22 protein-coding genes are annotated in these 20,377 nt (G+C 69.1%); 4 read left to right on the top strand and 18 right to left on the bottom strand.

The genetic code is table 11. The annotated features are described in order from the left end of the window. Positions 1 to 13: 13 nt before the first annotated feature. The 8 genes from ACFP3V_RS20095 to ACFP3V_RS20060 form a co-directional block, all read right to left on the bottom strand. On the bottom strand, positions 14 to 1,780 hold the full coding sequence (locus ACFP3V_RS20095; protein WP_380585368.1) for an ATP-binding protein: 1,767 nt from the start codon (positions 1,778 to 1,780) through the stop codon (positions 14 to 16). Beyond that, on the bottom strand, positions 1,777 to 2,706 hold the full coding sequence (locus ACFP3V_RS20090) for a bifunctional DNA primase/polymerase (RefSeq protein ID WP_380585366.1): 930 nt from the start codon (positions 2,704 to 2,706) through the stop codon (positions 1,777 to 1,779). Before ACFP3V_RS20090 ends, ACFP3V_RS20095 begins: the two co-directional genes overlap by 4 nt. A 94-nt stretch (positions 2,707 to 2,800) precedes the next feature. Then, positions 2,801 to 3,310 carry a single-stranded DNA-binding protein gene (gene ssb, locus ACFP3V_RS20085; RefSeq protein WP_380585364.1) on the bottom strand — a complete coding sequence of 170 codons (510 nt, stop codon included), beginning with the start codon at positions 3,308 to 3,310 and terminating at the stop codon, positions 2,801 to 2,803. 11 nt (positions 3,311 to 3,321) lie between these two features. After that, on the bottom strand, positions 3,322 to 3,984 hold the full coding sequence (locus tag ACFP3V_RS20080; protein ID WP_380585362.1) for an XF1762 family protein: 663 nt from the start codon (positions 3,982 to 3,984) through the stop codon (positions 3,322 to 3,324). Beyond that, positions 3,981 to 5,822 (bottom strand): DNA polymerase, encoded by a 1,842-nt coding sequence (locus tag ACFP3V_RS20075; protein ID WP_380585361.1) that lies wholly within the window; start codon positions 5,820 to 5,822, stop codon positions 3,981 to 3,983. Before ACFP3V_RS20075 ends, ACFP3V_RS20080 begins: the two co-directional genes overlap by 4 nt. Further along, the gene (locus tag ACFP3V_RS20070) at positions 5,816 to 6,085 is read right to left on the bottom strand and encodes a hypothetical protein (RefSeq protein WP_380585359.1); all 270 of its coding nucleotides are present in this window, start codon (positions 6,083 to 6,085) and stop codon (positions 5,816 to 5,818) included. The genes ACFP3V_RS20075 and ACFP3V_RS20070 overlap by 7 nt, the downstream gene beginning before the upstream one ends. Continuing rightward, positions 6,082 to 7,137 carry a phosphoadenosine phosphosulfate reductase domain-containing protein gene (locus tag ACFP3V_RS20065; RefSeq protein ID WP_380585357.1) on the bottom strand — a complete coding sequence of 352 codons (1,056 nt, stop codon included), beginning with the start codon at positions 7,135 to 7,137 and terminating at the stop codon, positions 6,082 to 6,084. The genes ACFP3V_RS20070 and ACFP3V_RS20065 overlap by 4 nt, the downstream gene beginning before the upstream one ends. After that, on the bottom strand, positions 7,137 to 7,397 hold the full coding sequence (locus ACFP3V_RS20060; protein WP_380585356.1) for a hypothetical protein: 261 nt from the start codon (positions 7,395 to 7,397) through the stop codon (positions 7,137 to 7,139). The genes ACFP3V_RS20065 and ACFP3V_RS20060 overlap by 1 nt, the downstream gene beginning before the upstream one ends. Before the next feature lie 56 nt (positions 7,398 to 7,453). On the opposite strand from ACFP3V_RS20060, the gene ACFP3V_RS20055 reads away from it, so the two are divergent. Further along, a complete protein-coding gene (locus ACFP3V_RS20055; RefSeq protein ID WP_380585354.1) occupies positions 7,454 to 8,521 on the top strand; it encodes an SRA domain-containing endonuclease in 1,068 nt (355 codons plus the stop codon). 5 nt (positions 8,522 to 8,526) lie between these two features. Here ACFP3V_RS20055 and ACFP3V_RS20050 read toward each other — a convergent pair whose 3' ends face one another. The 8 genes from ACFP3V_RS20050 to ACFP3V_RS20015 form a co-directional block, all read right to left on the bottom strand. Further along, positions 8,527 to 8,952 carry a hypothetical protein gene (locus ACFP3V_RS20050; protein WP_380585352.1) on the bottom strand — a complete coding sequence of 142 codons (426 nt, stop codon included), beginning with the start codon at positions 8,950 to 8,952 and terminating at the stop codon, positions 8,527 to 8,529. Between the two features lie 17 nt (positions 8,953 to 8,969). Further along, complete coding sequence (locus ACFP3V_RS20045) at positions 8,970 to 9,161, bottom strand: hypothetical protein (protein ID WP_380585350.1); 192 nt, start codon at positions 9,159 to 9,161, stop codon at positions 8,970 to 8,972. Positions 9,162 to 9,432: 271 nt separating this feature from the next. Continuing rightward, the gene (locus ACFP3V_RS20040; RefSeq protein ID WP_380585349.1) at positions 9,433 to 11,754 is read right to left on the bottom strand and encodes an FtsK/SpoIIIE domain-containing protein; all 2,322 of its coding nucleotides are present in this window, start codon (positions 11,752 to 11,754) and stop codon (positions 9,433 to 9,435) included. 116 nt (positions 11,755 to 11,870) lie between these two features. Then, complete coding sequence (locus ACFP3V_RS20035) at positions 11,871 to 13,019, bottom strand: hypothetical protein (RefSeq protein WP_380585347.1); 1,149 nt, start codon at positions 13,017 to 13,019, stop codon at positions 11,871 to 11,873. Positions 13,020 to 13,032: 13 nt separating this feature from the next. Beyond that, on the bottom strand, positions 13,033 to 13,302 hold the full coding sequence (locus ACFP3V_RS20030; protein WP_380585346.1) for a hypothetical protein: 270 nt from the start codon (positions 13,300 to 13,302) through the stop codon (positions 13,033 to 13,035). Continuing rightward, positions 13,299 to 13,754, bottom strand: a complete 456-nt coding sequence (locus ACFP3V_RS20025) for a WhiB family transcriptional regulator (RefSeq protein ID WP_380585344.1) — start codon at positions 13,752 to 13,754, stop codon at positions 13,299 to 13,301. Before ACFP3V_RS20025 ends, ACFP3V_RS20030 begins: the two co-directional genes overlap by 4 nt. Then, positions 13,754 to 14,062 carry a hypothetical protein gene (locus ACFP3V_RS20020; RefSeq protein ID WP_380585342.1) on the bottom strand — a complete coding sequence of 103 codons (309 nt, stop codon included), beginning with the start codon at positions 14,060 to 14,062 and terminating at the stop codon, positions 13,754 to 13,756. Before ACFP3V_RS20020 ends, ACFP3V_RS20025 begins: the two co-directional genes overlap by 1 nt. Before the next feature lie 152 nt (positions 14,063 to 14,214). Next, on the bottom strand, positions 14,215 to 14,439 hold the full coding sequence (locus tag ACFP3V_RS20015; protein WP_380585340.1) for a hypothetical protein: 225 nt from the start codon (positions 14,437 to 14,439) through the stop codon (positions 14,215 to 14,217). A gap of 470 nt (positions 14,440 to 14,909) precedes the next feature. On the opposite strand from ACFP3V_RS20015, the gene ACFP3V_RS20010 reads away from it, so the two are divergent. Next, the gene (locus ACFP3V_RS20010; protein ID WP_380585338.1) at positions 14,910 to 15,296 is read left to right on the top strand and encodes a GntR family transcriptional regulator; all 387 of its coding nucleotides are present in this window, start codon (positions 14,910 to 14,912) and stop codon (positions 15,294 to 15,296) included. Positions 15,297 to 15,512: 216 nt separating this feature from the next. Here the strand turns inward: ACFP3V_RS20010 and ACFP3V_RS20005 are convergent, their stop codons facing one another. Both ACFP3V_RS20005 and ACFP3V_RS20000 read right to left on the bottom strand, forming a co-directional pair. After that, positions 15,513 to 16,091, bottom strand: coding sequence for a flavoprotein (locus ACFP3V_RS20005; protein ID WP_380585336.1), 579 nt, complete (start codon positions 16,089 to 16,091; stop codon positions 15,513 to 15,515). Beyond that, positions 16,073 to 17,305: a helix-turn-helix domain-containing protein gene (locus ACFP3V_RS20000; protein ID WP_380585334.1), complete on the bottom strand. Its 1,233-nt coding sequence runs from the start codon at positions 17,303 to 17,305 to the stop codon at positions 16,073 to 16,075. The genes ACFP3V_RS20005 and ACFP3V_RS20000 overlap by 19 nt, the downstream gene beginning before the upstream one ends. Positions 17,306 to 18,285: 980 nt before the next feature. Between ACFP3V_RS20000 and ACFP3V_RS19995 the strand changes: the two genes are divergently transcribed. After that, the gene (locus tag ACFP3V_RS19995) at positions 18,286 to 18,948 is read left to right on the top strand and encodes a DUF4145 domain-containing protein (RefSeq protein WP_380585332.1); all 663 of its coding nucleotides are present in this window, start codon (positions 18,286 to 18,288) and stop codon (positions 18,946 to 18,948) included. Positions 18,949 to 19,090: 142 nt separating this feature from the next. After that, positions 19,091 to 20,377 (top strand): hypothetical protein (locus tag ACFP3V_RS19990; RefSeq protein ID WP_380585330.1); only part of this gene is annotated, 1,287 nt, incomplete at its 3' end.

Below are 20,377 nucleotides of genomic sequence, written 5' to 3'. Positions count from 1 at the left end.
TTCGGTGGTGGACTCAGTTGGGTGCGCAGTCGGGGTGGGTGAGGTGTCCGGCGGCGGTGAGTTCGGGGTCGATGGGCTGTCCGCAGGCCGCGCAGCGCAGGTGGTAGCCAGAGATTGCCCGCAAATCGCTGTCCGCAGCGTCCGCGCTGTCCGCAACGGGGTGTGAGCTGGGGTTTCCTGCGGACAGCGATTTCGGGTCGCTGTCCGCAGATGCGGATTCGCTGTCCGCAATCGGGGTTTGCGGACAGCGATTGGACGGCGTGCGGACAGCGACCCTCGAATCGCTGTCCGCAGGTTCGCGCAGGTCAGCCGGGCTTGCGGACAGCGCGGACGGTGCGGACAGCGATTTACGGGCAATCTCTGGAGACGGGGTCAGCCAGATGCACCGCGCCCGGTTCCGGTCCAGGGTCCGGCCTTCCTCGAAGGCGATCCCCGCGGCCCGTAGCGCAGGCGCGAACCGCCGCAGCAGCGACCCGGCGTTGGCGGAGGTCTTGGGCCACTTCGGGGTGTGCGTCTCCGGTGGCGGCAGCAGCGTCAGCAGATGGCTGACGGTGCCGGAGAACGCGCCGTGCGTCTCCACGAAGGCGACCACGGCGGCGGCGAACGGGTCGGCCTCCAGGGCCTCGATCGCCACGGACTCGGACGCCTTGAGGTAGTCGGCCAGGGTGTTCCAGCCCTGGACGCGGTCCACGGTGGCCAGGACGCGGGCGAAGTCGGCCATGCGGGGCATGCGTTCCAGGTGCACGGAGGGCAATTCCCGCAGCACGGCGGCCAGCAGGTCGAACAGCGCGGCCAGGATCGCGGGCCGGGCCTGGTCGTATGCGGCGTCCAGTTCCTCCTCTGTGCGGCGCCGGTCCTCGGGGATCACCTGGAGTTCGAGCATCATCAGCCGTTCGGCCAGGTCGCCGGCCAGCGCGCCGGCGTCGATGGTGGTCATGGCGATGACCCGGCGGAAGGTGAGCACGACCACGTCGTCGTCGGTGTAGAGGGCGCGGTCCACGATGCCGTCGCCGGTGACCGCCTTGCACAGGGTGTCGGAGAACCACGGGGCGATGGTGGAGACGTTGTCCAGGCACAGCGCCCAGGAGTTGAACGCCTGCGTGGCCCACGTCTTCACGTCCCGCGGCTGCGACCGCTTGGTGGCCGCGCTGGGGTCCACGAGGTTGATGACCATCTGGGCGGTCTTGGACTTGCCGGTGCCCTGCTCGCCCTTGAACGTGAGGACCGGGTGCGGGATGTGCGGGATCCAGGCGGCGACCAGCCAGGCCACGAGCTGGTGGAACGCGCCGTCGTCCATGTTCAACAGGCCGCGGAGCAGGGCGAGTCCGTCCGCGCCGGTGTGCTCGGGGGTGGGCATGGGGGACATGGCCCCGGAGCGGCGGAACAGCACCGGGGAGCGCCCCTGCACCGACCAGCCCTCGGGGGTGGCGACGACGCAGCGGCCGTCCGCTGTGCCGAGGTCGATGACGACCTGTTCGGAGTCGCCGGCGACGCGGAGGTGCACGGGGACGGGGTCGGTCGCGCCGGCGACGCCTTCGAGCACGGTCATGGCGTCCGCGAGGGCGGACTGGGAGGGGACCTGGCCGCCGTTGGCCTCCACGAACTGCCGGGCGAGCTGGGACCGCAGCCCGGCCTTGCCGCGCAGAGGAAGGGCGACGTTGGGGCCGTTGCGGCGCACGCCGTAGGGGCGGCCGTCCTCGGACATGACCAGGGTGTATCCGGCCTTGGCCAGGGACACCACCTGCGACGCCTGGGATGGTCCCTTCTCCTGCGCGCTCACCGGGTCACCTCCTTTCGTCGGTCTCGGGCCGCGCCCTTGCGGGCGCTGGCGATGGCGTGGGCGGCCTCGGGTTCGTCCAGGCCGATCGCCAGGCCGGCGGCGAGCAGGTCCGCCGCGGCCTGCTCGGGGTCGATTCCGTCGGCGGCGAACGCCTGCCGGGCGGCCCAGTAGAGCCGGTTGTTGCGTCCCGGGGACGCGTCGCCGCGGACGAACCGCACAAGCGCGTCCAGACGGCGCTGAGGGCTTCCTGACGAACTCCCGGGCCTGATTCCCTTCGAGCGTGCCTGTGCGGGCTTGTGAGGGGGTGTCAGGAGTTCGAGCAGCCGGGGCGGGACGGGGGCGATGTGCTGGGGGCCGCTTCCGGGGGCGAAGGCGTAGCGGCCTCGGGGTCCGAGGCTGCCGGGGCCGACCAGGTAGCCGCCGGATCCGCGGGTATCCACACCCTGTGCAAGCACGGACGCCGTGTTCGGGACTACAACATCCGGAGGGGCGGACAGCCAGGCGTGCAGGCCGCCGGACTGGGTGACCACCAGCGCCGTGCGCGGCATCGTGATGCCGTAACGGGTGGCCAGGGCGCGGAAGTTGGCGACGCCGTCCACGCCGGCTTTGCGGTCCAGGTCCAGGCCGAACAGGTGGTGCGGGGTGCGTCCGCAGGCGATGCCGTAGCCGGCGGCCCACGGTGCGGCGGCGAACAGCTCCCGCACCCGCTCGGGGTCCGTGCTGGCGTCGTAGACGCCGTGGCCCACCTGGCCGCACTGGCCGGTGCACGGGTTGTCGTCGGGGTGGGCGGAGGCGATGGCGGGGAACTTGGAGCGGGCGAGGGGGAAGACGGCGAGGTGGTGCAGGGTGGCCGCGGCGAGGGCATGGGCGCGGGCGGCGGCCCACCACCGGCCGGGTTGCTGCGGTCGGGCGGGGGCTTCGGGCATGCTGAGGGTTCTCCTGTTCTGCCATGCGCTGGTCGGACAAGGGGCCTGGGGCAGCCGGCGCGCCGGGAAGCTTGGCGGCTGCCCCAGGGCGCACCTAGAACGGCGGCTCGTCCGAGAACCCGGCCCCGGTGCTGGCCCACGGGTCGTCCACGGGCTGGCTGGCCTTGCTGCGGCGGCCCTTCGGCGGTGCCGAGGCGGCCCACGGGTCATCCGTCGGCGGGGCGTCCGCACTGCTGCGGTTGGTGCGCTTCACGGTGGCCGTGGCGTAGCGCAGGGAGACGGCGATGTCCTCCACGTCGATGCCGTAGCCGGTGCGCTGGACGTGGTCGGCGCTGGTGTATTCCCACTGCCGCAGCGCGCCGGTGACGATGACCCGGTCGCCCTTGTGCAGGCTCTGGGCGGTGTTCTCCGCGAGCCAGCGGAAGGCGGTGCAGCGCAGGAACAGAGTGCGGCCCTCTCCCCACTCGGCCCGGTCCCGGTCCCAGTTCCGGGAGTTGGACGCGACGGTGAACGCCACGCGCGGGACGCCGCCCTGCGTGGCGGACAGCTCGGGGTCGGCGGTCAGGTTCCCGACCACGGTGATGATGGTCTCTCCGATGGGCACAGCAGGTCTCCTTAACGGGGCGGTGTGGCGTTGGCTTGTTGGCGTTGCCGGTAGGCGCGTTGGCGGCAGGCCGGGGAGCAGTAGCGGGCCGGCCGCCCGGTCGGTGGCGAGTTGATGGGTTGTCCGCAGACGCATCGCCTGGGCGGGCGTGTGCGGGGCCGGGTTTCGTTACGGGTTTCGTCACGCAGGTCGGGCAGGGCAGCCGCGTCGTGGGTGGTGATCTCCCACAGGACGCGGCGGATGTTGTCCGTGCCCCGGGACGTTCGGGGACGAGAAGGGGCGTCCCAACCTGGGCGAGCGGGCAGTTCAGCGACCTTGGTCCAGCCCGCGGCGCGCAGGCTGACGCCGGGTTCGCCGTCTTGGGTGTAGGTGATGGCGCGTTGGTAGCCGGCGGCGCGGGCGGTGCGCCATGCAGCTGCGTAGAGCAGCGAGCAGGCGTTGGCGGTGCCGTCGGTGGCCAGGCGGGTGACCTCCACGGTCAGGCCGTTGTCGAAGTGTCGGGCGACCGGGCGGCCGACGATCGCCACCCCGACCAAGGTGCCGTCCGCGGTGACCGCGCCCAGGGAGTACTGGTGGCCTTGCGGGCGGCGGTGGTGGCGATGGACCCGGTCTACGAACCCGCAGGCCACCGCGAAGGTGACCGGGCGTACGTGCAGCCGAAGTTGCCCCGTCACCGGTCCGGCTCCTGGTCGGGGAGTCGGCCCCAGTGCGTGCCGAAGATTTCGGCCTCCGCAGCGATCGGAACGCCCCGGAAGCGGGTGGTCATGACCTCGGTGAGCAGGTCACGAACCTTCTCGGCTTGGTGCTCGGGGACCTGGACGATGACTTCGTCATGGACGAACAGCCACAGGTTCGCGGCCAGGCCGTGCACGGTCGCCAGTTCGTAGACCGCGGCCACCAGCAGGTCACGGGCGGTGGATTGGATCGCGTAGTTGGAGTTCGCGTAGCGGCGCTTGGGGTCCGGAGGGATCCGCCGCCCCGACCCGGTCACCACGATCGGCGCGTCTGCGATGCGTTTCCCGAAGCGGATCACCTCGGGATAGGTGCGCTGCCAGCGCTGGATCACCTGCCGCGCCACCGAGATGGGCACCCCGGTCTGTGACGCGAGGGCCTTCGCGCCGCCGCCGTAGATGGTGCCGAACGTGGCCCGCTTGGAGTGGGTTCGCTGCTCCTTGGTGAACCCGGGGCCGTACATCAGCTCCGCGGTGGAGTCGTGGATGTCCGCTCCCGACGCGATGACCCGCATCAGCGTCGAATCCCTGCTCAGGGCGGCGGCGACGCGGACCTCCACGGCGGAGAAGTCGCAGCCGACCAGCACGTGGCCGTCCTCCGCCCGGAAGCAGTGCCGCAAGCGCGGGTCGTGCTTCTTGAGGGTCTGCAGGGCCGGGTCGGTGATCGACATGCGGCCCGTCTTGGCCCGCAGCGTGTTGATCCGCGGGTGCACCCGCCCGCCCGCATCGGCGGCGGCCACGAACGCCCTGAGGTTGGTGCGGGAGTTGGACAGGGCCGCCACGCGACGGCGGGCGGCGAGCATGGCCGCGCCCTGCTCGGTGATCTGGGCGGTGCCGGCGTCGAGTTCGGCGCAGAGCAGGTCCAGCGAATCGGCGGTGACCTGCGGCTGGCCGCCCTCGGTGCGGGGCAGTTCGGTGCCGGTGATCTGCTCGGCCAGCCAGTAGGCGAACTTCGGGCTGCCTCCGGGGAACCCGAGCGTCGCGTGGATCAGCTCGCTGGCCTGCTCGAACTCGCCTTGGATGTCCGTCAGCAGCCGCTCGGTATAGGGCAGGTCCAGCAGCAGGCCGCGGACGGTGATGCCGGTGGCCTGCGCGCCCAACCACTGCTCCATGGGGACCAGGTGGGAGAACGGCGCGCACAGCGCGAGCAGGATCGGCAGCAGCCGGCGGACGTAGATCGCATCCAGGCCGGCGTAGACCAGATACGCCTCATCGGTCGCAGGGATGTGGTTCCAGCCCCATTCGATCGGGTTGTTGCCGGCGCGGTGGCCGACCGGCGCGAGCTCCCGCATCCGGGCGTGGAGTGCCGCCTGGGCTTCGGCAAGCCCGGAGTCCAGATGCCGCGAACACAGTTCCTTGAGGCCGTGGCCTGCGCGTTCGTCCGGGTTGATCAGCTTGGACAGCAGGTGCGTGTCCACGATCCGCTGACCCAGCGCGATGCCGAACGCCGACCAGACGGCCAGGGCGTCGTAGTTGGTGTGGGTGGTGAAGTGCCGGCCCGGGTCCGCCAGCGTCGCCGTGATGGCGTCGCGCTGCTCCGGGATCAGCGGGTTGAGCACCCACGCGGTGGTCGGGGTGCCGAACTGCACCAGTCGCAGGCCGGCGTCCGGGCCGAAGTGGCCGGGGCCGCCGTCCACGATCGCACGGCCCTCCACATCCAGCCCCAACACGGGCTCCGTGCGGGCGAAGGCGTCGAACGCGGCCCGGTCGAAGTCCCGTGTCCCGTGCGGGGCGTGGACGGTCATGGTGTGGCCGGCGTGGCTGCGGCTGAAGGTCACCACAGCGCGTCCTCCACCTCGTTGCCGCAGTGCGGGCAGATGACGAGCGCTTCGCGGTGGTGCTTGGACCAGCAGCGCAGGCACACCCGAGCGGGCACGATCTCGCCGGCCTGCTCAATCTCGTGGGTGTCGGGGGTGGTCTGGAACAGCACGGGCCGCGGCTGGCCGCAGAGTTCGCAGTCCATCTCCCGGCCGTCCGCCGACTTGAGCGGGGTGCCGGACGGCGGCACGGGCGCAGGTGTCTTCTTCGGATTTCGGCTGGTCACGCAGCTTCCTCCTGTCGGATGTCGCAGCGGGAGCACTGCCACAGCAGCGCGATGGCGGGCAGCCGCATCGGCTGGCCGCAGCGCGGGCAACCCTGCGGGGCGGGCGGCGGCAGGACCCGGCGAAGCCAGGCGAAGCCGTCGCCGTCCAGCGCCGGCGCATAGCCGGCCGGGTCCGGGGCCAGATACGGCAAAGCCCCGGGCATCTGGTCCGGGGCTTCCTGGAGCTGGAACGTTTGCGTCTGATCGGGCGGAGGCGCAGTGATTTCGGGGTCGGGGAGGCAGCCGCAGCCGCCCCAGTCGTCGGTGTCCACGCTCGTGTCACCGCCTTCGATGCGGCGGCGCAGCACCGTCAACGGGAGCGGTTTGGTGGTGCCGCCGCGGCGGTCCCGCAGGAACGCGACATCGGCCCCGAGGGTGCGGCGCAGGTCGTTCTCTTCGGCTTCCACTTCGGCGTAGCGGTCGGGGAAGACCTTGAGCAGGTGCGCCCACTGGGCCTGGCCGCCCTTGATGCAGCGGCCTCCGCAGTTGTTGTGGACCCAACCGAGTTCGTACAGCCGCGGCGGGGCCAGCCCCAGCGTGCGGGCTTCGGCCAGCCACTCCTCCTTGTCCCGATACGGGGGTTCGGTCAGCGGCGCTTCGGCGGTCCAGGGCTGGTAGTTGCGCACGATGGCCGGCACCCGGTGCGTCTCAGTCCAGTCGATCCCCACATACACCGTCGTGTGGGCAGGGTCGGTGTGCTCGATCAGCCAGTCCCGGCACGGGGCCTGCTTGAGCAACTGCGAGCAGGGGGCGATCCGGGTGTTGCCGATGTAGCGCTTGTCCCGGAAGACCTGCCACGGGGTGCGACCATCCGCAACCACGGTGAGCGGAACGCCGATCTGGACGCTGGCCTCGCGGTTCCACCGGTACAGGTCTTCGTCCTCGTAGCGGGTGTCCGCGAACAGCAGCGTCAGGTTCTCGGTGCCGTACCGCTGGGCCACCAGATGGGCGACGGCCCAACTGGTGATGCCGCCGGACCACATGACCACGTGCCGGCGCGCGGTGCGGGCCATCACGCGGCCTCACGGACCACGCGCAGGTGCCGGACCGCGGCAGCGGGGCCGGTCGGGGTCGGCTGGCTGTCGAGCAGGGCGCGGATGGCGGGGACCAGCTCGCGCAGGGTGCGCCAGGTGTTCCACGCGGCGCGGGCGGCGGTGTCGTCGTCCAGCTCGGTGCCGTAGGCGTGGCGCTGGGCGGCGATGTCGCGCTCCGCGCGGTCCAGCAGCGCGGCCAGGTCCTGGGGAGTCGGGTGGTGCTCGGGAGCGGTGGTCACGTTCAACTCCTTCTGTGGAGCCCGGTGTTGTCGGTGTTGGCGGTTAGAGTCCGGGCATGCCGACGTTTGAGCTTGAGCTGGTTCCGGGATTGCTGACGACGCGCAGGGACGTGGCGCAGTCGTTTGGGGGTGCGACCTTTGGCGGCATTGAGCCAGCCGTGGAGTCGAAGATGGTGCTCGTGTACTCCGACCCGTCCGCGGGGGAAGCGCACGGCTACACCTTCGATGGCCAGGCGGAGGATGACGAGCGCGGGCCGCTGTACTACTACACCGGCGAGGGGCCGAAGGGTGACCAGCAGCTCACCGGCGGAAACGCGTCGCTGCGCTGGCACAAGGAAGCGGACCGCACGGTGCACCTGTTCGTGGCGGACGGGTGGGCGCCGCACCCGGTGACCGGTCGGCGCACCGGGACGCGGCAGCAGCGCTACATCGGTCAGATGGTGGTGGATGATCTGGAGCCGTTCGAGCGGCGGACCGCGGCGGGCGCCGACGGGGAGTTGCGGCAGGTCATCGTGTTCCGGTTGCGCCCGGACCCGGCGGCGGACTATCCGCCGCTGTTCAAGGCACAGGACGCCGTGCATCCGGCGACCGTGACGCAGGCTGTTGAAGTGGACGTCACGGAACCGGAGTTGAGCGACGAGCCGGAGGACGGCGCCGGCGGATCGGTGCCGGTGCAGCCCGGGGCCGTGGAGGTGGAGACCGAGGCTCACACCACGGACGAGACGACCGCCAACATTCCCGGAGGGCTGCGGACGATCCGCCGCCGGGAGGCTCAGTTGGTGGCGGCTTACAAGGCCCATCTCCAGGAACTCGGGCACACGGTGCGGGCACATCAGATCACCGTGGCCGGTGTGCGTGGGCCGTTGCGGACGGATCTGTACGACGTGACGGACAACGTCCTCTACGAAGCCAAGGGGACCGCACGCCGCAGCGATGTCCGCATGGCCATCGGCCAGTTGCGTGACTACCGTCGCCACATCAACGCGCCCGATGACCTGCGGCTGGCCATCCTGCTGCCCGGCGACCCGGGCGATGATCTCCGGGACCTGCTCGGAAGCGAAGAGATCACCCTCGTGATCCGAACCGCGGGGGGCTTCGAGAGGTTCGAGCCGCCGCAGAACTGACCAGCTCAGCGGTTGCGGTTGGTCATCCGGTTGGAGACGTGGACGTTCACCGCGCCGCCGCGGCCCCCGCCGCTGCCGGTGGAGCGCAGCAGGAAGACCAAGGCGAGGATCCCGGCAAGGATCCCGAGCGCGGTGGTGGCGGCGGCGAGGGCGGACAGGAAGACGGACAGGCCGAATCCGGCCGCGCCGACCCCGATGCCGCCGGCGATGAGGCGAGCGGCGATCGGGTCGCGGGTCACGTGGTAGCCCTGCGCCGGGGCCAACTGCGATGCGGGCGCGGCCTGATAGACGACCGGCGCGGCGGCCATCGGCACGGCGACCGGCTGCGGCTGGTAGACCGCCGGAACCTGCCCGGCGGCGGGGGTGTAGAAGGGTCGGCCGTCGGCGTCGTAGGTGACGGTCAGCAGCGGCGCGTTGGTGGGCGTGGTCATCGCGGGTGCCTCTCGGTTCAGTGCACGCCGGCGAGGGCGTGGAAGATGCTGACGACGGTGTGGTTCACGGCGGGAGCGAGGCCGGTGGAGGCGAGGTAGAAGCCGAACAGCGCGGCGACGGTCGCGCCGCCGGCGGTCACGGCGCGGAAGCGCAGCATGATCGCAAGGATCACACCGAACAGCAGCGCGGCGGAGATCGTGAACAGCACGTGCGAACTCCCCTCGGCGAGGACCGAATTGGGTGGGTTTGCCGGGTCGGGGGTGCCCTGACAGCCGGCTGCCAGGCATGGGAAACCGCAGGTCACAGGGGTGACGGATCCGGGCGTTGCCCTGACGCCCCCTGCCGGATTCGGGGTCCGGCGTCAGGGGGCGTCAGGGGGCCGACTACGACCCGCGGGGCTGTGACCTGTGGCTTTGCGCGGCCGTCAGGGCGCTGTCATGGGAACAAACCAGGACAGAGTAGACAGCCAACGGGGTGGATTAGTCGCCGTCGAGCTTGCGGACGGCGGCCTTGATTGCCTCGGTGGTGTAGCCGTTGGGGCGGGTGCCGTCGGCCTCGGTGAGCCGCGCCGGCGCGAGGTCCACCCCGAGGTCGGTCAGCTCGGCCTTGAGCTGCTTGCCCACCCGCACCAGCCAGTTGGCCTCGCTCTCGCGGAGCTGGCGGACGTAGGCGGGGTTGACCTGGGCGAGGTAGGCGGCAACCTCGGCGTTGGTGATCTGCCCGCGGCCCGCATCCTGGGCGGCGGTCAGCAGGTGGTCCACGACGGTGCGGCGGACCACGGTCCCGCGGCCGTCCTCACCGCCGGCGGCGGCGGAGACACCGGTCTGGGCGAGCATCGCGGCCTCCACCGGGTCGTCGTACTGACCCGGCAGGCACCCCTCCGCCTCCCGCAGCCGAACCCCGGTCTCGATCAGCGGCAGGATCTCCCCGGTGGACTCGTCAATGAAAAGCGAGCGGACCTCGATCACCCCGGTGTCCGGGGTGGTCAGCCAGGCCCGGCCGCGGGAGGTCTTGGCGTTGGGGATCTTCGAGGCGTCGTAGCCCTGGCCGACCATGCCGTCCCCGAGCACCACGTTCGACGCGGCGGGGGACTCCACGCGCATGGCCATGCGGGCCATCAGGTTGCCGCGAAGCCGCGGGGTGACGATCTCCGCCTCCGGGTACTGCGTGGCCAGCGCGAGCACGATGCCGACGGCCGCCCCGACGGCGGCGATCTGCGCCAGCAGCTCGGTGATCTCCTCCGCGTACTTCCCGCCGGGGCCGTTCTTCGCGGTGTAGGTGGCCAACTCGTCAATGATCACGAGTTCGATGCCGCCCAGCTTGTCGATCAGCTTCTCATTCGCCTTCGACAGCCCGAGTTCGACCAGGATGTCGGTGCGGCGGTTCATCTCCTGCGCGAGGACCCGCAGGAACTTGACCAGCCGCTTGGGGTTGCGGCGCACGAACGTGGCCAGCACCGGCGCGAAGGGCACGTACTCACCCGCGCCCTTGCCGTCGAACAGCCGGATCCGCACCCGCGGGTCCAGCATCGCCGCTGCCAGCAGGTTGGCCAGGCCCATGCCCTTACCGGACCGGGTCGCGCCGGCGAACAGGAACGAGTAGTCCGACAGCGTGGGCCGCCAGATCTTGCCGCGCTTGTCGAACGCGAGCGGGAACCCGTCCCGCCAGGTGTTGACCTTGCTGTCGGTGCCGATCAGCGGGTTGCGGCGGGTGCCGGCGAACGGGTCGTCCCCGCACGCCCACAGCGCGAGGCGGCGGCCGTTGGAGCCGACCTGCTTGAGGTCGACGTTGGTGCGGTCGATGCCCATTGCCGCGGCCAGCTCGTCCACCCGATCCTGGGCCTTCTTCACCGTCACGTCGGGCAGGTCGATGACGGCGTGCCAGGCGTTGCGTACCGCGGGGTCGATCGTGGGCGGGGTGACGAAGGTGAGCCGCTGGTCGCCGCTGATGACCTTGGCGGCCTTGAACGCGCGGTCCAGCATGCCCTCGGTCATCGGGTCCCCCTCCGAGAGGGACCGGATCTCCACGTCCCACACCGTCTCCCGGTGCGGTTTGCGGCCGATGAACGCCTCCACCGCCATCACCACGCCGAAGCTGAGGATCAGCCCCAGGATGCCGTGGGTGATCCACGCCGCGAGGATCAGGGCGATGGGGAGGCCGTAGGCGACCAGGAACCGCAGCGCGCGGATCCGGCGGCGGTTGGCCCGGGCCTTCTTGTGCGCGCCGACCGCGGCCAGCGCGGTGGCCTGGGCGGCGGCGGAGAGCTTTTGGGCCTGGGCGCGGTCGCCGGGCAGGAAGGTGTAGCGGGCGCGGCGGGCCAGGTCTCGGGCCTCGCGCACGGCCACGTGGGCTTCGTGCTTGGCGGCCTGGATGTGGATGCCCTCGAACCCGACCATCCAGTCATGGGACCGGCGTATGCCGCGCCATGCCTGGGCGGCGTGGCCGCGGGTGGTGCGCTGCCGTGCCAGCCACTTCCGCAGTGCGCGGCGGGCCTGCTTGGTCATGGCGCGGCGCTTGGTCTGGCGGCCGGCCTTGGTGCGGATCCACTGCGGCAGCAGCGGTCGGTCCCCGGCGATGTCCGGCCGGGCGATCGACTGCTCCAACTCCTCAACGGGGTCCGGGAGATAGACCGAGTCGTCCTCCGGAACCACCTCCACCGGCAGCGCCGCGGCGGGGGTGTTGTCGGACGGCGCGACCGGCTGGCGGTGGGCGTCCAGGTCCACGACCTCACCCGCGGCGACGGCGTCCGTGTCGGGCTCCGGTTCGGGGTCGGGGTTGGGGTTCACCAGTGCATCGGACATGCTGAACGTGCTCCTCAAATCCAGTCAGTTGGGTTGGGTGGAGCAGCGGGGCCGGGCGTCGTCTTGGCGGGCGTTGGCCCGACCCCGCACTGGTGCAATGGCGCTGTTCCTGGGGGTCAGCTCGCGCGCCTGCCGCGGGCCGCCAGCGACATCGCGCGGCGGGCGGCAACGGAGTAGCGCGGGTAGGTCGCCGCGGACTGCCGCGGCGGGGTTCCGGTGTTGGCACGCCGGCCGTCCGGCGCACCCTTCGGCCGGGTGATCCGGGCCTTGGGCAGATGGGATTCCACCTGCGCGTTTGCGCCGCCCACGACCCCTGCGGGAGCGTCCTTGGCGGCGTCCTTCGCCGCGGCCTTGGCGGCCACCTTCGCGGCGATCGAAGCAGCGGTGTCACCGAGCGGCGCGCCGTGCACGTCGTCCCACGCGCGCTTCCACGTCGGCTCGCTCGGGAACAGCTCACCAACGGCGGCAGCGAGTGCGACGGCGCGCTCCCACACGTCCGGCCACTGCACCGAGCGCAGCTCCCGCACCGCGGCCTGCCGACCCTCGGCCTCCGCCTGCGCGGCGGCCTGCTCGGCTGCCTCGGCGGCGGCCTTCCTCGCTGCCGCCTTCCGCTCGCGGCGGGTGGGGCGACCGTCGCGCTTACGGATCCGGCCGTGCTCGTGCAGATCCCACACCAGCGGACCCGCGAGCGAGCAGAACGCCCCGCCCAGGCCGGTGCCCAGGCCAAAGGCGTGCGAGCCGTGCAGGAAGTTCACCGAGGCGGCAAACAGCGCCACCAGACCCGCCAGCAGCCGGTAGTGCCACGACGGCCGATGGTCATCGATCGCGGCCTCCGCGCCCTTGAGCAGCGCCCAGGCCAGCCCCTCCAGCACCAGCGGCGCGAAGATCAGGAAAGGCGCGCGAGGCGACCAGAACGCCATCAACTGGAGCGGCAGCGAGACCAGCACGCAGATGATCGCGATGCCCTTCGCGTCCCTGCGCCACTGAGCAGCGGACTCCTGCGCCTTCTCCCGGGCGGCCTGCTCAGCGCGGCGCTGCCGCTCGGCCTGGCGCTGTTCGTCGGCGGCGGCCTGGCGGATCTTCGCCGCCTCGGCCTCGCCCCTGGCGATCTCGGCTGCGGCCTTGGCGGCCTTGACCTTGTTGGCGATGTCCGCCGCGGCCTTGGTCGCCTGCGTCTTGGCGCGCAGGGCCTCGGCCTCCGCACTCTCCTTCGCGGACGGCTTGCCCGCGGCGCGGCCGTTGGGCCGCAGTTCGGTGATGCTCACTGTGACCTCCGGATCACGTCGAAGAGGCAGGGGCGAACTTGGCCACGTGCTGGGCGAGTTGGGCGGCCAGGCGGCGGCCCGCGGCGTGGGTGAGGCGGCGGCGCACCCTGGGGAGGGCGCGGGCCAGCAGCACCAGCGCGCCCGCGGTGCAGGCGGCGGTGGGGTGTGCGAGCAGCAGCCCGGTGACGACCGTGAGCCAGGCCAGGACGTGGCCGGCGGCGGCCGGGAAGGCCAGGGCCAGCAGCAGGCCGGCCCAGCCGAGCAGCTTGAGGTTGCGGTTCATGCTGCGGTCTCCTTCCGGCGGTCGCGCAGGGCGGTGAGGTTGACGCGCTGCCGGGCGTTGTATGCCTCGCGGCAGGCGGTGCAGGGGGGTTCGCCGTAGCGGCGGTGCCGGGAGTAGCCGGCGTGGCTGCCGCACTGGTTCGAGCGGCCCGTCAGCGCCGCCCGCTCCGCGCCGGTGGTGCCACCGAAGACGCCGATCTGCTCGAAGCGGGTCAACGCCCGCTCCAGGCAAGCGAGTTTGACCGGGCAGGCGGCGCAGATGGCCTTGGCCAGGTCGATGGCCTCGGTGTCGTCCGGGTCGGGGAAGAACACGTCCGGGTCCACCGCCCGGCACACCGCCCCGGCCAGGTCATCGCCGCCGACGATGAGGTTCAGGGCGTGGCCCGCGCCGTCCGGCTGCCCGGAGGTCAACGCCAGGGCGCGGATCGCGGTCAGCGTGCGGTGGCGGGCCATCACGCCGCCCACCCGGACCACGGCGTGGCCGCAGACCAGGTCTTGCCCGATCGCGGGACGGCGGAGATGAGGTAGACGGTCTGGCGGAGGGAGGCGCTGTCGAGCAGGCGGGCGGCGTAGGCGGCCAACTCCGGGTCTTCGTGGCGCAGGTCGTCCAGGATGCCGCGGGCGGCGTCCAGGCGGGCGGCGCGCTCGGTGTCGCTCTCGCCGCTGGCGGGGCCGGTGAACAGCTCGTTGTCGATGCCGAGGGCCAGTTCCGCGAACTCCAGCGAGTTGGCGGCGTGCTGGCCTGAGACGATGGTGCGCATGGGTCGTGGTTCCCTTCGGAAGGCGACGGCCCTGAGCGGCCCCGGTGTTCGAGCACCGGGGCCGCAGCCGTTCGAGTGTGGGGTGGGGAGCGCGCACCTCCCGCCGCGAGCGGGCGCCGGACACCAGGGGCTCCGGGAGTGCGCTGAGGGGTTCAGTCCTCGGCGGGGCGGATGCTGACGTTCAGGCCGTGCTTGGCCGCGGCGGCGGCGATCTCGGCAACTCCGGACTCGCCGTAGACGTTGCGGGAGCCGTTGAACGCGCCGGTCGCGCCGGCGGCCTGGAGCTGCTTGTCGGCCTCGGTCAGGTACGGGGAGCCATCGGAGTGGGTGAGCGTGGCGACGTAGACGGACTCACCGTTGCGGTTGCGCAGGCCCATCAGGGCCTCCCTTCAAGGGGGTTGTGGTCCCGGCCCGCGGCGGGCCGGCGGTGCGCGTCTCCGCCGTGATGCGGATGCCGGACTGCTCCGGGGACGCGCCGGGTTCTCGATCCACGCGGGCTGCTCGCTCCGGGGAGATCCCGTCCCGGAGGTCGTCGCGGCAGAAGGTCGGCCGCGTGGGTTTCTTTGAGTCGGCTGCGTGTCCCATGTACGGCCTGCCGTCTTAAGGGCGGACCGAGGTGTCAGGGTTATGAGCCCCTTCTCTGCCGACTGGTCTCCGCTCACCTCGGCCGGTGTGGTCACGGCCGAACTGCGGTGGCGGATCACGCTCTTGAGTTATCTAGGCAAGAAGACCCAAGCGGAGATTGACCTAGGTCTCTTGCCGGATATGAAGTTACCTAGGTCAATCCGGAGATGTCAAGGGCCCGGCCGGTCGGGGCGGAATGACCTAGAGCACTAGGCTCGGAGGCATGCAGCAGAGCGCAGAGGGCCGGCCCACGGCAGAAGAGATCGCATCGAAGATCCGCAAGGACATTGAGCGGGGCATCCTCGGACCCGGGGATCGCTTGACCCCGGGGCGTCAGCTCGCCAAGGAGCTCAAGGTGCACCTGATGACGGTGCAGAACGCCTACCGACAGCTTCGCGACGAAGGGCTGATCCTTTCGCAGCAGGGGCGCGGGACGTTCGTTCGCGACCCTGCTGTTCCGCTCGGTGACGAGGGTGGAGCTAGCCCGGCCTTCGCTGCTCTCGCTTCGGAGCTGTCCGCCATCCGACAGACCCTCAGCGACCTAGCCGGACGCCTTGAGCGTCTGGAAGGTCTCGTGGATGACTCTGACGCTGCAAAGCCTTCTCGGTGACGGCATCGGCCCGCGCAACGAGCTGTTGAGCCTCGACGTGGAGCCTTCGCAGTGCGCCCGCGATGAGCGCCACTTCGGCGGCGCTCATACTCGTCATTCCTGCCGTTGAGCTGTTCTGCTTCCCCATGCCCATCAGCATCAAGCTGCTCATGACAAAGGACCCGGACACTATGTCCGGGTCCTTTGTCCTTGCAGGTCAAGGTAGTTGATAGACCGTCATGAGACGGCAGCGTTCGCGGCGGTGAGGGCCGCGGCCCAGGGTAGTTCCCTCTTTGGAGACGCTTCGCGGGGCTCGTACAGCGGCCAAACTTCCGGCCCATAGATCAGACACGCCCCGGATTCCCTTAGGGCATCGAGATGGCCTTGCCATCTCGGGTGTCGAGCATGTGCGGCGTTCACCCGAGGAAAGATGATCACTGGGGTGTCGAGCGTTCCCAGAGCCTCCCCAACCTGCGTAAGCGCTTGGTTGTCCATGATGCCGAGGGCGAGCTTGGCGATGGTGTTCGCACTGGCTGGTGCAAGGATGAAGCAGTCGACGGGCGGGTGCGGGCGGCCTTCGGTCGGCAATCGGGGTTCGTCCCTCACAGGAAACTTGGTTAGCGCTTCCAGGCGGGCCGCCTCCCCGGATTCCCGTAGCCAGCGTCCGGCTGTCGGCGTCAGCGTCACGGCGACCTGCCACCCCTGAGTGATTGCGGGCTGCACGAGGCCCCGACGCAGCCCCTCAAGGCCACCGACAGCGCACCCGACGACGCCCAGAGTCTTCTGCTTTGCCGTACTCACTGCACCGCCCTGCATCGTTGAGCCATTTTGAAGATCTCCGACGACCGTCCAGCCGTGGACGGAGCGTTCTTGATGAGGTCCCGCAGAGTCTCGCGAACCCGCGGGTTGTTGCGCACCAACTGGGGCGATACTCGCTCAGCCTTGGCGAGTTCGGCGAAGGACTCATCCCGCCGACCCGCCAACGACAGCGCGCGGGCGTAGTCGATCCGATGGGAGACCCCCCGCTCCGGGGGCATGTGATCCACGTTCACATCACCATGTGCCACGACGTACGAGACGTTGTCGAGGTCGAGTTCCGCTGAGATTCGATGCAGTACCACGTTGGTGGGGCCGAAGCCCGTCTGCCAGAAGTTCTCATCTGAACCAAGCTGATCCGCAAGCTGCTCTGCCCGGTTGAGCAAGCTTGATGCCACACTGCGATCCTGACGACGCGCGGCGGCAATCGCGGCACGCAGGTGGATCATCCCGAGAAGACTCAGGGCAGCCGGGTCACTCTCGCTGATGTTCTGCGAAAGCCAGGCGGCCGTGATCTCCCCAAGTTCCATGGCGGCGTCATATCGACCGTTGGCGAGCAGCGCATGTGTTCCGGAGCGAGCCGCAGAAGCGAGGACCAACGGGTCCTCCGATTCATCTGCTGCCCGCATGGCTCGTTCGGCCGCCAGCCACGAAAGATCGGATTCTCCGATCTTCGCGAGCGTCGTGGCTGCCAGGTGGTGCGTCCGTGCAGAGACGGCCCAGCAGTCCCGCCTCTCGTCGGGACTGCGGGAACCGCGATCCTCCAACTCCTGTGCACTTTGCAGCAATCCAGGAAGTGCCGCCACGACAGTGCCGAGACGGCCACCTTGATAGTCGCTCCATCGCTGTTCCACCATGGCGGCGATGGGCGCCGGGGTAGGGACCTGAATCTCAGCGTCAGCGCCAAAGAGTAGACGAGACAGGCGGCGGGGGCTCATCAGGGCGTCTCGCACTGCCGGTACGTCGTCTTGCTCCCGCTCGTCCTCCAGCAGTGCTGGCTGCCCCACCAGGTCCCCGAGGGGAACTCGGAGAATCCGTGCGAGTTCCGCGAGCATGTCGATGCGTGGCGGCTGCCGGCGCCCCGACTCGGCCTTGGCGAGCCAGTCGGTACTTCGCCCGACCAGACCGGCCAGCACCTCTTGGGTGTAGCCACGACGCTTGCGATAGAAGGCGATCCGCTCGCCGACAGTCATGTGATCGCTCAGACCACGCATTGGCGTTGCCCCTCATTGAGTAGTGGCGTTTCACACCGTACCGACGACAGACCTTGCCTGTCGGTCCGTGCTTACCCAGGGTGTGCTGCGAGATGAATGTGAACCCAGACAACTTGTCCGGGCCATCCTTCGAGTGGGCGGCAGCCGCAGGAAGACGAACTGCGTCCTCTCGGCCGCATGGATCAGCGCTCGGCGGGAGCCAGCAGCCCAGGTACTAGACCGCATCAGAGTGGCTGATCACAATGCTTCTATGGCGACAAGCGAGCATGGACGGCGTGCCACCACCTTGTGGCCCTCGCTGGTGCTTTGGGTGCGCTTCGCCGAAGCGTCCTCGGAGCCGGAGGTCTCCGTGAACCCACTTCCAGGCGGTCGCCGCCTGGAAGTGCACCTTCCTCCCAACTTGACGTTCCTGCGGCGCCTGCTGGCCAAGGAAGCGCATCGCGGGATCAGGGTCAAGGTCACTGGCCCCAAGGAGCAGCCCCGGTTAACCCTGCGGGTAGGGAAGGGGCAGACGGGCATTGGCGTCCAAGGCACTGAGTCGGCCGAATGGAAGCGTCGCTGGCACACAAAGTTGAGCCAGGCCATGCATCTGCTCAGCCGCATCGAGCAAGTGCGCCAGCGCCAGTATTACGAGTCGGGACACCGCGGTCGCCCCGTGGACGATCGGTGGCCATCGCAGAGCATCAGGACCACATCGGGCGGCTTGCCAACGCTTGGGCGCAAGAGGTAGGGCTGGGTTTGCCCCTGTGGATGTAGCGGGCGGTGTACGGAAATGGCTCGAACGCCATGTCGCAGGAGTGTCCGATGGGCGCGCTAGCTCGATTCCGAAACCCAGTCCAGAAGCCCAGCCTCACCTGTGTCGTCCAAGCCGCTCGACGGCTGCGGTAGTTAACGGCAAGGACTCGACCCCGCCGTGTCTCGCGGGGGAGATCCGCTGATCGCCTGCTGCGTGCCTGCGGACATGACTAGCATGCACGCTCATGAGCAGCCAGAGCCGAGTCGGCGCCACCTTCCCCCTCATGTGTCCGCACTGCGAGAAGCCGACATTGGCGACAGTTGCCAGTGAGGCGCAGGGCGGAGGCATCAACGAGCCGGCCTATCTGTTGGAACTCTCACGTTGCGGAACCTGCGGCGACCCGTTCTTGCTCGCTGAAGAGGACTACGGCTTGGGTTGGGACGGCGAGCCAGTCATTGTTTGGCCCAGGCAGCAGCGACCCTTGAGCTACCAGATCCCAGCTGCGCTGCGCCAGGAGCATGAGGAAGCGCGGCGGTGCTTCTCCGCCAAGTCTTTCACCGCTACTGCGGTCATGGTTCGGCGCACTCTCGAAGGGGTGTGCTTCGAGCAAGGCATGGCAAGGAAGCCGTTGTTCAAGATGCTTGAGCAGATGAAGAATGAGGAGAAGATCGACGGCCGCCTGTTTGAATGGGCACAGGCGCTGCGAGTCTTGGGAAACGAAGGGGCGCACTTCACTGGCACCTCGGTGAGCCGTGAGGACGCTGCGGATGGGCTCGCGCTGGCTGAAGCTCTGCTCGACTACATCTACGTGCTGTCAGCGCAGTTCACTGCGTTTAAGACGCGACGAGCCAGCGGCCGAGGGCAAGACGACTCCTCCGGACATGAGTCCCCGGGCTCTTCGGACTAGATATCGGCTCGTCGACCTCGTCGCGGACGTTCCATATTAGATCGTCGGATATAGAGACATAACCGCGATCCTGCCTTGGCTCCCCTGTCGCGAGCCGGGACTCGGCATTTAACTTCACGCCATGGCACAGATTTGAGGGATTATGGAGTCGAGCGAAACCCCGGATGACCTTTCGGTCCTGGCGTGGATGCATGAGGCGATTGGCGGTGAATTGCTCGCCTACTTGCTCGGTTGCGAGCCCGCCGCACTCCCTTTGTTCATTTCGGGTGAAAAGGCCCTGAGTGAGCGTCAAGCCGCAACAGTGAACGAGTTCTCGGGCCTGCGAGTTCAGCTCTCCCGACAATTTGGAGAAGCTCCATCTAGGGAGGCGCTGGCGGCAGTGCTTACCCAAGCTGGGGACGAGGGAATTTCTGTGGCGAGATCCGTGCGACTTCACGTGGTTGGCCCTGAAAATCTGCCTCAGGGTGACGACGAAGTGGAAAGCGCGCTTGTCTCCCTGGCGCTGGACGCCTTCCCCGCTTTCCTGCTCCCCCCTGACTCCGACCCGCTTCCGATGGCGCACCTTTTCACTCCTACTGCTGTAAGTATGATGCTATTCCGCCATCCGCGCGCCCAGGAATTTTCGGAAGCTGCCCTTAGGGATCCCGTTCTCAAGAAGGCATTCTCGGCAATGAATGAGGCCACAGGACACGTGGCACTTATTTATCGAAACACTGGAAATGGTGGCGGGCTCCAGCTCTCGATGTTGCCGAGCCTCTTGCTCAATTGGGCGTGGGTTTCACTCAAGGGAGCGGAAGTCAATCAAGCATCGCTTGCAGAGATGGCCCTCCAAGGGCTTCGTCTGATTCGGGATGCACTTGCTGGCAAGGCGTGCGAAATCAATGCCCACGTGGCCTTCACAGGCGTCTTGCTGCCGGAAGGTATCGAGCTTCAAGTTGGCAGGGGTAGGGGGTTGGTTCGCTCGATCACCGATGCTGATCGCCAGCATGCTCCCGAGTCGCTCAAGGGGAAATTGACAACCACAGATTCCACGGGCAAGGAAACTCTGATCAACTACGACGGCGACGTACTCCTTGAGTATAAGCTGCCCTACAGGTTGAAATTGGTCTCCCCGATGGAAGGGGCGCCGGTAGATTGGCCCAGTGATCTGCTGGTTCCTGGCGAGTTGCAGGAGACGGCAACACGACTGCGCTTTAGCCTCATGCTTGCAGTGGATCGTGAAAACCGTGCGCAGCTTGTTCAGACCTGGACCCACTTTGATGAGCCCTTGATGGGCGGCATGTCATGGAATGACCCGAGGCTGGGAAGTGGGATCGTTCCAATGCAACTCACGCAGGCCGAAGTCGTTTCCTGGCAGGAATGGTACGACATGATGGCCGAATTGCCTGTGGCAAAAGTGGATCTTGCCGTCACCCGAGTTCTCAGGGCG

This window comes from Streptacidiphilus monticola (assembly GCF_042658505.1).
GTDB lineage: Bacteria > Actinomycetota > Actinomycetes > Streptomycetales > Streptomycetaceae > Streptacidiphilus > Streptacidiphilus monticola.
This window is presented reverse-complemented; position numbering and strand designations above follow the sequence as displayed.

What these genes read in the sequence shown, in the direction of transcription:
- ACFP3V_RS20055 (WP_380585354.1), top strand. Translation starts at nt 7,454, where the DNA reads ATGCCGACGTTTGAGCTTGAGCTGGTTCCGGGATTGCTGACGACGCGC.
- ACFP3V_RS20000 (WP_380585334.1), bottom strand. Translation starts at nt 17,305, where the DNA reads ATGCGTGGTCTGAGCGATCACATGACTGTCGGCGAGCGGATCGCCTTC.
- ACFP3V_RS20010 (WP_380585338.1), top strand. Translation starts at nt 14,910, where the DNA reads ATGCAGCAGAGCGCAGAGGGCCGGCCCACGGCAGAAGAGATCGCATCG.
- ACFP3V_RS20065 (WP_380585357.1), bottom strand. Translation starts at nt 7,137, where the DNA reads ATGGCCCGCACCGCGCGCCGGCACGTGGTCATGTGGTCCGGCGGCATC.
- ACFP3V_RS20020 (WP_380585342.1), bottom strand. Translation starts at nt 14,062, where the DNA reads ATGCGCACCATCGTCTCAGGCCAGCACGCCGCCAACTCGCTGGAGTTC.
- ACFP3V_RS20030 (WP_380585346.1), bottom strand. Translation starts at nt 13,302, where the DNA reads ATGAACCGCAACCTCAAGCTGCTCGGCTGGGCCGGCCTGCTGCTGGCC.
- ACFP3V_RS20005 (WP_380585336.1), bottom strand. Translation starts at nt 16,091, where the DNA reads ATGCAGGGCGGTGCAGTGAGTACGGCAAAGCAGAAGACTCTGGGCGTC.
- ACFP3V_RS19995 (WP_380585332.1), top strand. Translation starts at nt 18,286, where the DNA reads ATGAGCAGCCAGAGCCGAGTCGGCGCCACCTTCCCCCTCATGTGTCCG.
- ACFP3V_RS20050 (WP_380585352.1), bottom strand. Translation starts at nt 8,952, where the DNA reads ATGACCACGCCCACCAACGCGCCGCTGCTGACCGTCACCTACGACGCC.
- ACFP3V_RS20040 (WP_380585349.1), bottom strand. Translation starts at nt 11,754, where the DNA reads ATGTCCGATGCACTGGTGAACCCCAACCCCGACCCCGAACCGGAGCCC.
- ACFP3V_RS20025 (WP_380585344.1), bottom strand. Translation starts at nt 13,754, where the DNA reads ATGGCCCGCCACCGCACGCTGACCGCGATCCGCGCCCTGGCGTTGACC.
- ACFP3V_RS20015 (WP_380585340.1), bottom strand. Translation starts at nt 14,439, where the DNA reads ATGGGCCTGCGCAACCGCAACGGTGAGTCCGTCTACGTCGCCACGCTC.
- ACFP3V_RS20090 (WP_380585366.1), bottom strand. Translation starts at nt 2,706, where the DNA reads ATGCCCGAAGCCCCCGCCCGACCGCAGCAACCCGGCCGGTGGTGGGCC.